The 15,319-nt window shown below is 38.6% G+C and carries 11 protein-coding genes; 2 read left to right on the top strand and 9 right to left on the bottom strand.

The features are described 5' to 3' along the window. Positions 1–367: 367 nt before the first annotated feature. Positions 368–1,426, top strand: a complete 1,059-nt coding sequence (locus Q0791_RS13930; RefSeq protein ID WP_299007397.1) for a cache domain-containing protein — start codon at positions 368–370, stop codon at positions 1,424–1,426. 152 nt (positions 1,427–1,578) lie between these two features. On the opposite strand, the gene Q0791_RS13925 is transcribed toward Q0791_RS13930, so the two are convergent. The 4 genes from Q0791_RS13925 to Q0791_RS13910 all read right to left on the bottom strand — a co-directional run bounded on the left by Q0791_RS13925 (position 1,579) and on the right by Q0791_RS13910 (position 5,267). Continuing rightward, the gene (locus Q0791_RS13925) at positions 1,579–2,343 is read right to left on the bottom strand and encodes an SDR family oxidoreductase (RefSeq protein ID WP_299007394.1); all 765 of its coding nucleotides are present in this window, start codon (positions 2,341–2,343) and stop codon (positions 1,579–1,581) included. Beyond that, positions 2,318–3,586: a DegT/DnrJ/EryC1/StrS aminotransferase family protein gene (locus Q0791_RS13920; protein ID WP_299007389.1), complete on the bottom strand. Its 1,269-nt coding sequence runs from the start codon at positions 3,584–3,586 to the stop codon at positions 2,318–2,320. The genes Q0791_RS13925 and Q0791_RS13920 overlap by 26 nt, the downstream gene beginning before the upstream one ends. A gap of 23 nt (positions 3,587–3,609) precedes the next feature. Continuing rightward, positions 3,610–4,203 carry a hypothetical protein gene (locus Q0791_RS13915; RefSeq protein WP_299007386.1) on the bottom strand — a complete coding sequence of 198 codons (594 nt, stop codon included), beginning with the start codon at positions 4,201–4,203 and terminating at the stop codon, positions 3,610–3,612. 923 nt (positions 4,204–5,126) lie between these two features. Then, positions 5,127–5,267 carry a hypothetical protein gene (locus Q0791_RS13910; RefSeq protein ID WP_299007383.1) on the bottom strand — a complete coding sequence of 47 codons (141 nt, stop codon included), beginning with the start codon at positions 5,265–5,267 and terminating at the stop codon, positions 5,127–5,129. Positions 5,268–5,595: 328 nt separating this feature from the next. On the opposite strand from Q0791_RS13910, the gene Q0791_RS13905 reads away from it, so the two are divergent. Continuing rightward, a complete protein-coding gene (locus Q0791_RS13905; protein WP_299007380.1) occupies positions 5,596–8,997 on the top strand; it encodes a hypothetical protein in 3,402 nt (1,133 codons plus the stop codon). A gap of 82 nt (positions 8,998–9,079) precedes the next feature. On the opposite strand, the gene Q0791_RS13900 is transcribed toward Q0791_RS13905, so the two are convergent. From Q0791_RS13900 to Q0791_RS13880, 5 genes are all read right to left on the bottom strand, one after another. After that, positions 9,080–11,779, bottom strand: coding sequence for a metallophosphoesterase (locus Q0791_RS13900; protein ID WP_299007377.1), 2,700 nt, complete (start codon positions 11,777–11,779; stop codon positions 9,080–9,082). A gap of 142 nt (positions 11,780–11,921) precedes the next feature. Beyond that, complete coding sequence (locus tag Q0791_RS13895; RefSeq protein ID WP_299007374.1) at positions 11,922–12,545, bottom strand: LysE family translocator; 624 nt, start codon at positions 12,543–12,545, stop codon at positions 11,922–11,924. A gap of 506 nt (positions 12,546–13,051) precedes the next feature. Further along, on the bottom strand, positions 13,052–13,381 hold the full coding sequence (locus tag Q0791_RS13890; RefSeq protein ID WP_299007371.1) for a hypothetical protein: 330 nt from the start codon (positions 13,379–13,381) through the stop codon (positions 13,052–13,054). Positions 13,382–13,559: 178 nt separating this feature from the next. Beyond that, positions 13,560–14,162, bottom strand: a complete 603-nt coding sequence (locus Q0791_RS13885) for a trans-aconitate 2-methyltransferase (protein ID WP_299007368.1) — start codon at positions 14,160–14,162, stop codon at positions 13,560–13,562. A 71-nt stretch (positions 14,163–14,233) separates the two neighbouring features. Beyond that, positions 14,234–14,908 (bottom strand): hypothetical protein, encoded by a 675-nt coding sequence (locus Q0791_RS13880; protein ID WP_299007366.1) that lies wholly within the window; start codon positions 14,906–14,908, stop codon positions 14,234–14,236. Positions 14,909–15,319 lie beyond the last annotated feature (411 nt).

Raw genomic sequence — 15,319 nt, 5'->3', positions numbered from 1 at the left:
ACACCAAGAAAAAACCTTTGTTAACACCAAAAGAAAAGAAAGCCGCAAAACTCGCTAAAAAATCAACCCCTGATCCACTCAATAACTAACCTACTATCCTCATTTACCAAAATAAATTTAAAGGGCTATTGGATCTCACCAGTAGCCTCTTATCAGCTGCATCAAGACAAAGCTGCTTTAGCAAAATACGACTCGTACCTTCTGCTCTCAAAATATTACTGTCAAAGTTCTACTTTTAATAAAGTCTAACTACAATTTTATTTGCACCTAGCAAGCGCTGTTTTTCTAAATAGCGGCAATACAAGCCAGCTAACCATTCACTTATTAATAGAAAAAGTCGTTATTAATAGTCAATAAAGGATTAATAATGAAAGTAATAAGAACAACTCAACGTTATTGGAGATCTGCTCTAGCCTGTTTTATCCTACTGTTGAACACAGCCTGTAATGACAGCAATGATGACAATGACACAACATCAGGGGTGATCTCAGAATATGAGTCTAATAAAAACATCGTTCGCGTCAATGTGACCAATATGGCAACGGGGCTTAAGGCGACCTTTAATGAACTCATCTCAGATCTTGATGACCAAGTTGCCTTGACTCAAGCTATGATCAGCGACACACGTTTTTTTGATGATGATTCAGGTTATTTTTTTGTTGAAACACTGGAAAATGCCACTGTTATTGCCCATATTTACGTCTCTTGGATAGGCACCAGTCGATGTGATGCACAGGATTTAAATGGAAAATATCATGTTCAGGAAATGATAGAAACCGTTGATCATATCGGTTTTGGCTTCGTCTCGTATTATTTTACTAACCCGGCCACAGACGAGCCCGCGAATAAATTAAGTTTTGTGACAGGCATTGAAACCTATGACACTGATAACAGTGATGGCACTAATGACTGTGTTGACACTGATGACACTGATAATAACTTGCCATGGTTTATTGGCGCTGGCCTTTATAATGAAGGGCTCAATAATCTCTTGTTTGTCAATGATGCCAATAAAACCTTAGTCATGGATGTCACCACCACACTTTCTGAGGCCTTTGCCGCTGTGTTTAATGACATCTACACTCAAGAGTCGGATCAAATCACCTTCTCCAAAATTTTTATTGACTATATTCGCTTCTTTGAAGACCAATCTGGTTACTTTTTTATACTCGATGACGCAGGTACGGTCATTTCCCATGGCACCGATGATACCTTAGAAGGGGAAGACATGTGGGACTTGCAAGACTCAACAGGGGATTATTTTGTACAAGGCTTAATTCAAACCGCGGAAGAAAATAGTGAAGGAGGTTTTTATCAATATTACTGGGAAAATCCTGCAACAGGCGAGGATGAAGAGAAAATATCTTTTATCATCCGCATTCCTGATACCGACTATTTCATCGCCGCAGGGGTCTATCAGCACTAACACACAAAGTAGAAAGCATTCCAAGACAAGCATTAACTTACCTTGAACATTAAAATAAGCCCTCTGAAATATAATAACTAGAGGGCTAACAGACTGTTTCATATATGGCTTAATTAAAATTGGGGAATATAATCGTTACACAGCCCCCTTCTTTATTCAAAGTACAGATTACGTTCGGACACTGAATACCCCCCATCGAGAGGAATACAAGCCCCAGTAATAAAGTCGGCCCCCTTTGATGATAAAAATACCGCTAATTGATGAATATCATCCACTTTGCCCCAACGTCCAAGGGGGGTTCTATCTCTGATTTGCGCCCCACGTTGTGTTTGGGGCAAATCACCATTAATCGCCGTTGCGAACCAACCGGGTAAAATGGCATTAACCGTGATATTCCACTGACCAAGCTCAGCGGCCAAGGCCCGTGTGAGTCCCAATAATGCCGTTTTTGTGGTTGTGTATCCCACTGAATTGGGGTGCCCAAATAAAGAGTACATAGATCCTATGTTAATTATTTTCCCCGATTTTTGATGTTTCATTAATCCAGCTGCATGTTTGCAACATAAAAAAGCGGACGTCAAATTACTAGCAATCATGCTATCCCAATCTTCACGGCTTAAGCTCGTGATAACTTGATCTTCGTAGATACCCGCATTATTAATGACAATATCTAATGTGCCAAACTGAGTGGCTATTTGCTGAAACATAGCAGCAACCGCAACCTCATCAGCAACATCAAGCATAAAAGTAGTAAAACCATACTGCTTTTCTACCTGCTTGAGCTTGCGGACATCTCTTGCACAAATAATCACCTTTGCGCCTGCCGCTTTTAATGCAATGGCCATACCCAAGCCGAGGCCACCATTTCCGCCAGTGACTAATGCAACTAAATTATCCAAGGTTTTCGTTTGATTCATAATATTCATGCACCTTCAATATGGCTGCAATACATTCATCTATGTCTTGTTGAGTCAATGTAGGCGATAAAGGGATATCAATATATCGACTAATATAATCTTGACTTTGAACAAGGCTCTCTTGTGCCGTTAAAAGCGTGTCATGATATAAATATTCCCAATTCCAAAATCGCCTCGCATTTCGTCTCTCCTTCTCACCCATTGCCCTAGCATCGATTCCTTCAGCGCACAGCGCATGAGCAAACCAAATCGCATCCTCGGCAGAGCCGTGAATTTTGAGTAATACATTATCCCCAATCGGCAACTGCTCGGAATAATGTGGCGCCCTAAGAGAGACTTTGTTTAATGCTGAAAGGTGTGAGGCTAAATAACGATAATTGGCGTCAAGTCTTTGCAAACGATGATCAAGTTTGTTCAATTGTGAGAGGCTTAACGCGCCTCGAATTTCATCTAATCGAAAATTATAAATTGGCAAGGCTAAATGACTGGGTGATAATACTTGCTCAGGACAATGTTTTTGATAATTATCTTCATAAGCGCCAGATAAAATAACGGCTTTTAAATAAAGTGCTTCATCATCGGTTAATAGAAATCCCCCTTCACCTGTATTTAACGATTTATCCGATTGTGTACTAAATGCCCCAGCCACACCAAAAGTCCCTAAATGTTTTCCCATCAACTGTGCACCTAGCACAGGCACCGCATCCTCAATCACAGGGATACTGTATTTTTGACAAATCGCAATGATGTCAGTGATGGGCGCTGCAAATCCTCTCATATGGACCACAATCATCGCCTGCATTTTCGCTATTTTATTTTCTAAGTCATTAAGATCGATATGTAAATCTTCATCGACGTTAATCAATAAGGGTTCCATTCCCGCTAACAATATTGCACTGGGTGTGGCCGTAAAGGTATAAGTAGGGCATCCAATCACGGCCCCCTTTGGCAAATCAAGTGCCATCAAAGATAATGCCAATGCCGCCGTACCAGAACTCACCGCTAATGCATATTTCACATTAAAATACTGCGTGAGTGCATGTTCAAATTGCCCGGTTTTCGTCTCTGATAAAGGACGATCATCATAGCGAAATAATCGTTTGCTTTTGATCACATCTTGAAGCATTTCAGCGTCCTGATCATCAATGAATACATGGCCTTTTGTATAGGCGGGCCATGGCACCTTTCTTGTGGGCATGCCACCATAGAGTGCGAGTTGTTCAGTATTTATATTCTCTGTCATCAGCAATATCCTCCTCATTATTGTTATTGTGAGTGTTGCTGTCTGTACCATTTTTTCACACGCCCAAGGATCCTGCTCACAGCAGCCGATACTAGACTGGTTAAAAAAGTGTATTTTGACCCTTTCATTATCCAAAAATCAGCGAACACTGTTTTCGTGGCGACAAAGATGTTGTCGTAAAAAATGACCTGAGGAAAGCCGGGAGAATACATGTCTTTTAATTTTTTTTCGTGGGTTCCGATAATAAGTGTGCCTGATTTTAATCTCAGTACATCCCATAACAGGGTAAAATAATAACGATACCCCCCCCAAAAATTCAGCCTAATATTGCGATCAATCCAAATACAAGTAATTTCGTGTAACTGATCATTATTAATATTATTATTGATCCTTAATTTACGTAACTGCTCATCGCTTATCGGAAGAAATGTTCTAAAAGGAACACTGGAATTAATACAAAAACCTGCCAGCATGTCTTCTGGAACCGTTTGATAAAAGATCCTCACTTTTGCTTGTTTTAGGTAATTAATATCAACATGGTTATGTGCAAGTTTTAAATAGTGAGATACATAAATCTGTAATAATGCATCGTCTTGAATAATTTTACTTCTCATCATTATTCCCCCGCTATTCCATTCTGACACAATAAAAGCATCAAAAAATACCGCTAATACTTCTAAGAAAAAACTATAAATTTATTGAGTAACCTGACTCTTATATCCATTTCTAACGTGTTATCTTTTACTAAAAAACTATATTGAGCTTAAATCATGCTGTAAAGTCGACTCGCAAGTTAACAAAATACAAACAAATAAAAAGGGTTAAATATTAATTTACTTAAAATTCATGAAACTAAATTGAATAAGTTCATTTGCAACAATATAAAAACAAAAAGTAATAAACAATATATAAAACAAATAAAAACAAGATAATAAAAAAGAACAAACATCAAAGAAAAATTTATATCATTTTCATAGTGATTTACATTTGAGGTATTTAAAACCATTAAAATAAACCAAAACAAAACCAAAACAAAACATAATAAAAACATAAATCACACATTGCCATGACGATTTTTAGTCTAGAGACAAAACTAATCGCGACTCTTCTATGCAAAACCTACTGTAAAACCGCGCTTTTTATTTTAATGCTTATGTCGAGGTTCTAGAAGGTACGGTCATTTCCCATGGCATCGGTGATGACTTAAAAGGCAAAGATACGTAGAAATTGCGAGACTCAACAGGGGGATATTTTGTGCGAGGTTTAATTCGAAACGCCGAAGAGAATAGTAAAACAGAATTTTGCTAATATTACTGGGGAAAACTCTGCAACTAGTGAAAATAAAGAGAAAATAGCCTTCATCCGCATTTCAGATACCGACTATTTCATTACCGCTGGCGTCTATCAGCACTAATACGGAAAGTTCAGGCCATCCTAAAACAAGCGTTAACTTTTACATTAGGATTGAATATTTAAGCCATTAAAAAACCTATACGTTGTCCACACTAATTCCTAAATTCATATAATAAGGGACAAAAACTCACTCATTATTTTGTACACCCAAAGTGGCGCCCACTGTGGTATCTTGCATTAAATGGATCGCTTCTGTTTCTGTTACATCAACGATGGTAGATAACAATGCCAAAGCAGCCACAAAAAGCCATATAAAAACACTGTTCATAGTCACTCTCACAATTAACTCAACGGATCACCACCTTATCAAAAAACACGAAGAAACATTCATTTTTCATTTAAAGATACTTTAAAGCAATATCAATTTATGTTACTAAATATGTTCCAATAAATAAAAAGTCAGAAGCACAAAGTGCAATACTTTTCAAAAAACTCACTCTATTCAATCTCAACACCGAATAAACTCGTAACAAAAATGTCCCATTTGGGTTGACCAGTACAGACGGCACTAAAACCTGATATTAATAATCCCCCTGATAAGACTTAATGAGTCTATACTCAATAAGAGTGTGATGAACCAATGCGATGAAGAACTTATGCCCAGAAAAACCCCGCCCACTGCATCGAATGATGAAGAACCTTCAGCTACTCTAGAAAGACACAAGCAAAAATTGGAGAAACAAAAGGCTCAAAAACAGAAGAGAAGAAAAGGCCAAAACAACAATAGAACTACTGAAGATGCCGTTGAGACATTAAATGCAATTTTTGGAGGAAGTTCAGGTTCCCTTTCAGAGGCAAAAGCAAAGCAAAAAAAACAAGCTAAAAAAAAACAAGCCCAAAAAAACAGCTTCACTGCTGATGAATCTCCGGTCACTAATACTGGTTCATGTAACTTTAGTTATATGAGAAAAGAATATTTTAAACAATTTTTTTTAACCTATGGATATTTAGGCGCCATTTATATTGATGATGATGAGCTTAGGCAAGCGATAACTGCACGCTTTAAAAAAGACGGGCTTAATACGCTGAACTTTCCAATCATCAGAGAGACTGTCTTGTATGCCGCGCCTTTTTTTAGTTTAGATTTAGATATGCTCTGTAACCTCTTCCCCTATAAATTACCCGATCGAAATAAATTAAAGTACCAACCTAAAGATGATGAGTTTAATGGCATTATTGGTGATAAAAGTGATGGTTTTTGGTATGTGTCTCCACCTCTTCTTCGCTATTCAAGCAAAAAAAAATTTAATCGTGAGCAGACCTACAATGCCTTACCGGCAAGCGTTAGAATATTGACACAACAAAGATTATCCGTAAAACAACCTAACTTACGAACAAAAAAGGAATCAAGAAGAAATTTACGTCATTTATATACAGAGCGTGATATTGACGCAATGGAAATAGAGTATGTTGATGAAAACGCTAGTGATTCTGACTCTGATAAAGCAACTAATGATTTGAAATCTGCTGAAGCTAAAGCTAAAGCTGAAGAGACCTACAAACAGCTTGTTAACACAACAATAACAAATACCCACGAGAATAGCCTAGATCAAAGTGACAAAGAAACCGTAAGCGAGTACAGGCATAGAATAATTAACGCCACTCGTAATCCAAAAAGTGATCTTTATGCTGGCGACTTTAACTTAGAACTCTACTATGCCCACTTTATACAGCCTAATGGGCAAAGCTTCAATAACATGGCCATAGATAACACATCACTGCAACGTCCAAGCTTATTGGCGATTTCAGAAACTAAGGATAAAACTGGCAATGAGAATAAACGTAATAACGAGAATAAAGACAGTAATGAGGATATAAATAGTGATGAAGACATAAGTATTAATACTATTGGCCTTTTTGCTAACGAGAATACTCAACTCACACAAGACAGCGATTTTAATATGCCGCATACGGTTAACCTGAGCAGCAAGAGTGACAAAAACACAACATGGTTGGAGCCACGATCAAAGGGATATACTATTGATTTAAACGATACCGTTAAGAAAACAGCCCAATCAAACGACACTCAGTATGTTGAAAGAACAGATTGGCCATATCAAAGGTTTAAGGAAGTTAAAAAAAACCTTATCCTACATGATAATACTGACGAGATGGAAAACTTTTATTTTAACGATCCAACAATTAAGTCAATAAAATCTGAATCCCTGTTAGCCAATGGCCCAGGGTTTACCGGAAAGGTAGGACTGGTGGGCTGTTTAGGGAGTCGAGTCAAGGACAGCAAAGAAAGAGGGAAAAGAAAATTGACTCAGATACCCTTGAAAATAGCCAAAAGGTTACATTATCATTTATCTCGCCATGATATTACTTTTTTATTAGGCAATCATTTTCATGATGATGGCTTCCCTTGGTACGGTGATCCCGAAAAAATACAAAACCATAGTCATAAACTGTTTAAGCGTAATTTTATTAACACCTTTGGTTTACTGAATTGTTTTGCCACTTTAGGTAATCAAGATTTGTATATACATAAAGATAATGCCCCTGATTTTTCAAATCCCGCTATCACAGGATTCAAGGCGCGTCAACCTCTCAAGTGCACCTATAGCCCAACATATAATCCTTACCTTGCCTGGAACATGCCTTATCGCTATTATGCATTGTTTTCAAAAATAGCCGATTTCTTCATCATAGATTCAAACTCTTTTATCTTCGATGAGGAGCAGCAGCACTACCTCGTCAATCGATATGCTGCACGAGCTGAAATAAATGTCCCTAAAGTCTTGGTATTACATCATCCTTTTTTATCCGCAAGTCAAAACTTAGGCAATCCAAAAGCTTGCTATAAGCACTTAAAAGCCTTTTGTGTTTCACCTAATGATAGTCTTGATGGCGAAATGGGGGAACTGACTAAGCTCGCAATATCCGACTTGCGTTACATAAATAATCAAGGAAAAGGCCGAACCTTAAAATTTGACATCATCCTCTGTTCTCACGATCACTTAATGACTATCGATGAGATTGCCATGGCCGATGGTACCATGAAACAAGTCATCTCGGGTGGGGGCGGCGCTGGGCTCATAAACGCAAAAGATAAGCATAAACTCAACAATGAAAGACCTTATTATGGTTTTAACGCTCAATTTGAACGCATTAGTCAACTTGTCAAAAAACGAGCAGTAAAATATCATTTTACTCCAGCACAAATCAAAGCCGCCATTAAAAAACAGCAACAAAAATACAGCCAATCTCGATACGCGAGCTGTAACAGAGTCGAATATGGCTACCACATCATTGACTTTAAGAAGAAAAGAATACAAATGTATAACGTTAAAGGCATGAAACTTGCTGATATCCCCTTTGGTAGCCATCCTAACCTTAATGCTGATCCTGACGCTGACATTATTAGCGGCTTCATGGCCGATATAGATATAGATAAAGATAACCAGTTAAGTGGCATAGTAAATTTTAATATACGGCAAGAAAACAGCCTGCCTCCTGATGTTTCTGTTCCACTCGGTAACTTTGATGCTAATACAAGGGAGCAATGGGATCGAACGCAAATAGCAGCATTTCAGCCCACACGAAACGAGCTTCTTTGGCAACTCATCACGCGACTTTCTCCTACTGATTACAACACCTTCAAAGAGCTTTGTCCTGACATTGAGTTTAACAATATTGACTCTGACTTAGCCAAAATCGATCAAGAAAAGCTTAAGGTGATTGAAATGGCATTGACGAAAGCTCAAGGTGTTAAATTCATCTTCAACATGATCCACAAATACGACACCATACAGCAAAGAGAAAATCAACAGTCCAATCGAAATACAAGGCCGAATAATAGAAATAGAGATAGAAATACTAACGCCTTGTTAATACAGCCCAATGACGCAACAGGCTATGCTCCTAACTTTAATGACAATGATTATATTGATAGTGACAATGAATATGATAATGAAGACGAGCTAAAAATGTCGATGCGACCCAGACCTTCAGGCAAGCAAATCGAAGAAGAAGAGGACGATGACGACAATTTTTAATGGTTAGGTGCACTAGCTCAGACCAGATCTGACAGTTACCCGTTTTTTGAAGGGCCTGTTAGGCACACTCAAATAACAACGTCTACTTCATTAAAAGCCCGTATTCATCAATGATCTCTTTACCTCTGCCAATAGCATTATATTGTTGACATTTATGTATTGCTTCGCCACTTTGATTATTATTCTGACGAAGCATATCATTAACACGATAAAATTCTTTCAGTAAGTCCAAATAATCCATGTTATATTTTTCAGCCACGATTACCATCGCACGGGAACGGGCTGACAGTTGCAATAACGCCAAAAGATCGCCGTGCCTATCTGTGAGATACTCAGCAATATCATAGGGTTCTAAGGTATTTTCATTCACATGCTTAAAGCCTTGTTGAGCCAGATGATAAACCGTTTTTATAAGGCGATGTTGTTTAGCAGTAAAAGGGACTCTCAGACTAAACCCATATTTAACAAGCGAGTGGTTATTCTCATCGGCTTTCTCAATAATGCGACCGAGAAAGGCACTTACACTTATTGGGTTACCGGCTACAATCTTATTCATCGCCCGTTTAACATTTAATGCTTCTTCTAACGTCATCAAACCGTCATAGTTTTCAAGGGCCGTCAATAGCTCGCAGGCCTTAAAAATGCCCTCAATATTCAATGCTTGATTATGCCGCTTGACCTCAGCGGAATTAAACCCAATTCTTTTGCTGCTTGTGCCTTCTTCATCGTATATCGCGATCTCTCCCTTTTTTAAATCAATAAGATGAAATCCATGTGTAATTTCATGTATACAAGAATAGAAGCTTTTTAAATTGCCCCTTTGACTCCTTCTCATGTTATACAATTGACTGGAATCAAGATTAGAATTGACTAAGGGAGCGCCGCCTCCACCGGATATGATTTGAGTAGTGCTACCACTGTTGAGAGGGATAGTATCAATAGTCATGGTATGATTATGGGCACAAAAAATAAGATCAAACTGCATAGGCCCTGCTGTGCCCGGCACACTGAGTGCCTCAATTCTGCTTTTGATTAACTCGCCCATCTCTTCAGAGTCGACACAACCTCTAGGAGTATTTTTTACTCCAAATGCCTTTTGGTACATAGCATTATCATCTTCTTGACCTAATCTTTTGCCTGCAGGTAAAAAAGGATGATGTAGCACTAACACTTTAGTATTGGCCACGGCTATTCTGGCCAGATAGCGATTAACAAGATATTGCTGCTGCGCTTTATCATAGATAAATGAGCTGGAATCAAGCACAAAAAAATCGGCTATTTTTGAAAACATAGCATAATAGCGATAGGGCATATTCCAGGCAAGATAAGGGTTAACCTTATTTAAATAAGTTAACCTGACTTGAGCTAGCTGCCTTTCTATGGTGCGAGTGGGCGTGGAATTTCGCTGCTTATTAAATGCAGTGAAAGTACTCCTGCCTATGTTAAACCTATTCCCTATCGCCCAAGCACTCTTACCATGTATATAAGCGTCATGATTACCTAAAATAGCAAAACATGGCATTAAGCCAAAGGAATGCGCAAAATCATTCCGGTAACGTCGTAAATTATACTTTTTCTGTCCTTTCCAATTTGCGCTCAGTCCATCATTATAGAAATTATCACCCAGTAAAAACGCGATGTCATGAGGCCCTAACTTAGACTTTAATCGGCGACCTATTCTTAGTGGTATGTTGGTGCTTATTTTTCCACTCTCGCCAGAGATCCCTTGACAGCCTACTAAGCCCACTTTTCCAGTAAAGCCCTTGCCGTTTAACATAAGATCGCTAATTTGTTTGTCGCACATTCCCCCCAAATTTTCTATTTCCTGCGGGTAAAGCTGTCGAGTCGTCATTTTATAATTGCTTGTATCCTTAGGATTAAATAGCTTAAATAAACCATCCTCACGATAGTCAGACATATCTTCAACTTCAACCACTAAGTTATTATAAACGGGCGGGGTAATTATACTGTCACCTACACTGCCACTTTTCCTTCCACCTTTACTGCCACTACTTTTACCCCCACCTCTAATATCATCTTTGCTGCCAAGTTCACTACTATCTACACTACCGTCTTGCATTGGGCTTCCGTTTAAATCAAACTGCGAGCCACTGCTAATATCAACACCAAAGCTTTCAAGTAAAAGCTCATTAGCCTTATCCTCATTAATCTTATTATCACTTGTTAAATGCGGACGATTCGTTGGCATGACGACGCCAGCATTAGCATCTTGGTAAGACTGAGCACTTGGGCTAGCATAGACATTAGAGGGATTTGATGTTCGGTTTCCACGGGCATTTGTCGTGACGGCGCCAGCATTAGCATCTTGGCAAGACTGAGCACTTGGGCTAGCATAGACATTAGAGGGATTTGATGTTCTGTTTCCACGGGCATTTGTCGTGACGGCGCCAGTATTAGTATCTTGGCAAGACTGAGCACTTGGGCTAGTATAGGCATTAGAGAGATTGGATGTTCGGTTTCCATGAGAGTTTGACCCCGACCTGTTAGGATCAAGCTTTAATTCATTCACATTATAGGGAAAAAGATCACAGAGGGCATCAAGATCGATAGTAAAGTTAATCGCATAAGAACGAAACGCTTCTATTGTTTCTAAATTCTTCCTGTCACGCATAAATTTTTCCCAACCGGGTGACTGTCTCAGTTGTTCATATGCGGTTCTTAACTTATCATCATCGATATACATGGTAGCTAAGTGGCCATATAAACTAAAAAATCTCTCCGCATAGTGACCTATATGTAATGAAAAGTCGGCTTGACTCATATTCCACCCTTACAGCATATTGGTTTTAAATGACTATGTGTATACCCGTGATACTTCAAGATGCAAGATCAGCGTGAAGTATCACAGATATATAACAGTATATGCCTAATTGACTTGGGTATGATGATTAAAAGCTCACTCTTTATACTCTTTGCATGCTTGCTGTAATACCCGCAGCCGCCATTAAAGCGCTTCCTCCTAAACAATTAAACCACCTCTTAGCAGAAACACTTTTGATACGCTCACGCATTGCACCCGCAAAAAACGTATAGAAAGTGATATTCAAAGCCACAATACTTAAGAAAGTGAACATAAGAACAACTAATTGAAATGTGATAGGTTCAAACGGCGTAATGAACTGAGGTAAGAAAGCAACAAAGAAAACGATATCCTTAGGGTTTAGCGCGGTCACTAAAAAGGCATCCTTGAACATACTCAAGCCTGATTTAGAAACCTTTGCAGTATCATCACCTTCCGGCTCGATTTGGGCAGTCAATGTTTTATAACCTAAATAAAGCAGATAACACACACCAAACCATTTTAATATTAAAAACAACTGAGCAGATGTGGCTAAAACCACACCTAACCCCAGCAAAGACAGAGACATAGCAACAAAGTCACCACTTAGCACGCCTAAAACCAGTGGAACAACAGATTTTTTTCCGTGAGCCATTGCCTGCCCCATCACCAATATCACCGTTGGCCCCGGAATAATACAAAATACGACAACAGCAAGCACAAACGCAGACCAGATCTCAATCATCATTATTCAACTCTCCTTATCAATGGCTTCCTTATTAATGGCACCCTTAATCTTAGACAAAGATATCAAGATAGAGGTATCAAGTTTAGACAGAGGTATCAAGATAGAGTTATCAAGATAGAATGAGCAAAGATAGTTAACCTTTTTAACTTGTCTCCAAAATGAAATCACCTCCCTGCTATTTCATCGCAAAATAACTCATATACTCATATATAAATTGCCCATATCGAAATAACTCGTACAAAAATAAAAATCAGTTATCGCTTCCTTTATTAAGCCCCTCTTTTTTATCTGGCGATATCAGTTCAACCGCCTTGAACGAGCATGAGTCACCAACATCTTGACCAATAACCAAAACGAATTAATCAAAAAGAAAATGTTAATTTTAAGCCAAGGCCTATTAGGCCTTGGCTGAGTGTCTTTGGGTTTCATCTTTGGCTTTCAAAAGTCAAAACAAGTTTGACTCAACGGATACGTCCATATATGTCTATATCATAATGCTTAAAGCACTAATTTTCATCAATAGTCACATTATCGAAAGTAGGATAGTTTTCAACACAATCATTGTTGTTATCCTGCCCAAACGATACTTTTTTACCACTGGCTTTCGCAGTCAAAAGAATACTAAGTGCAGCTTGAGCATTGGTTGAAGTCCCATTCCAGCGTAATGAGCGATCTTTATTCGCACATCCTGATACAGGGTTTCTATCGACAAAAACATAACAAGTCGATTTATTGATGTGACATCCAACACGTTTAACCTCATAAGACTCGGAGAATGCCGCACCACTGTACGCGACAAGCAAAGACAAAACAGATAATTTAAATGAAGTAATCATGATAATAGCTAACCTTGATATCTTTAAAAACATAACGCCAAAACAACGCCACTTGCGGCGTTATACTGACTTGATTTATTAGGCCTTGCCCCATATGGACAAAGCGAGTTTAATTGGCTTTTTAGTCACAATGCCAAGAAATAATAATGAAATGGCAATATTTACGCGTCGGCTTGCCTTAAGGTTTTCGTGCCACGACCTGAAAAACATGCCAATGATGTTCCACACCTTGAAAGGTTTTACCTGTAGATTTATGGGTATTAAAATGTAGCACCTCGAAGTTATTGAATAATGCCATCACCTCATATTCATCAAAAACGGCCACCTCTTGCCAGAAAACACTGGGATTATCACCAGGAATGGCCATAGTATCTTCTTTACCAAGAAAGGAACCACAAAAAACCCCACCCGGCAGCAAACATTGATAAATTTTTGACCATACCGCTTTAAAATCAGCGCTGGGGCAGAAAAATAAACTGGCATCAGCGACCACCAAAGAGGCTGGCGGATACTCAAAATCGATAAACGATGACTGAGACAGAAATACCGTATCAAGACCACTAAATCGAGACTCACATCTCGATATGGACTCTTGCAGGACATCGAAACCATGAACAGTAAACCCATTCTCTGCCAAGTAGGCAATATCCGCTCCGGCACCACAGCCACAATCTATGGCAATTTTTGGCTCGCTGACAATGCTTAAAGCAAACACTAAATCATCTCGAATTTGTCGACATTCCGTTGCATCAAAATATTTTGCTATTTCTTTCGAAGACATGCTTGAACGCCTCATTAGAAGGCAATAAAATAGTGAGGTAAAAGAAGCGCCAAAAGCACAAAATAAATTATTTACAGTGCAAATGCGCTATTGATATCTTGCCCCTGCTTAAGTTTATCTAAATTTTTATATAAATCTGATTTATCAATGCTATCAACTAAAACTCTTGCTGCTTGATAATGGCCAATAGAAAAATTGAACTCATTATTTTTAACAAACTCCACTTCCTTTGAAGGCAAATCGATATTTTCTAATAAATATGGTTTTCTGAAATCAACCAAGAGCGCAACCCCCTCATTGAACCAAATGGGGACATTGAATAAATGCTTCAACCAGCCAACCCTATGATGGACTTCTGCGTGTGTGTACTCATGAGCAATAACATCAATATTTTGCCCTTCTGGGCCCAATACTATGCATTGACCCAATGGCGTCAGTAATGCACTAGCATATTTATTTGCCCCAAAATCAGATGCTTCACTTTCATTGGTCGTGATAACCACTTTAGGATGAGCTATCATCTGTCCAAAAGTTGTGTTAACTCTGGATTGACCTAGCGCGATCTGAGAAAGTAACTCCTCTTTATGGGCAAGGTTAAAAGAGGCGCTGACAAAAATGTTGGGGGCTATTTCAGTATAATTTGAATATTCAATAAACTCACAGGCTAATGCATGCCTTTGAGAAACGCCTGACAAAAGCAACACGGCGCCAACACATAATAGTAAAGATAACTTTAATTTTAACACTTAACCTCCCTGTCAAACTAACGGATTTAATTCACTGCGCTTCGACATGCCAATCAGCAAAAGTATCACCTAAATATCACCTTTGTAAACAAATATTTATTTAAAAATGATGCATGATAAAAAAATAATCTCACTCGCAACTGAGTACTCAAACTGTTGAAATAGCGCTTAATCACGAAAAAACGGGCACGCCGCACTACACGGCAACAGCAATGGTAACAGGACGCTTATATTCAAGAAAACTCCAGCACCTACTCGTTCATAAAGCTTAATTGGAGGGTTTAAATATGCCATTAATGATAGATGTCTATGATCGTGCTTTATCTTAGCTAACTGAAGTGGTCAACTAATTCTGGCCACGGATTTATGTTCGCTCTTAAATAATTGTTCGGATCTGTTAGGTGTTAAACC

The organism is uncultured Shewanella sp. (assembly GCF_947495455.1).
Taxonomy (GTDB): domain Bacteria; phylum Pseudomonadota; class Gammaproteobacteria; order Enterobacterales; family Shewanellaceae; genus Shewanella.
Note: the sequence above shows the minus strand (reverse complement) of the source record. Positions and strands in the feature narration are given on the sequence as shown.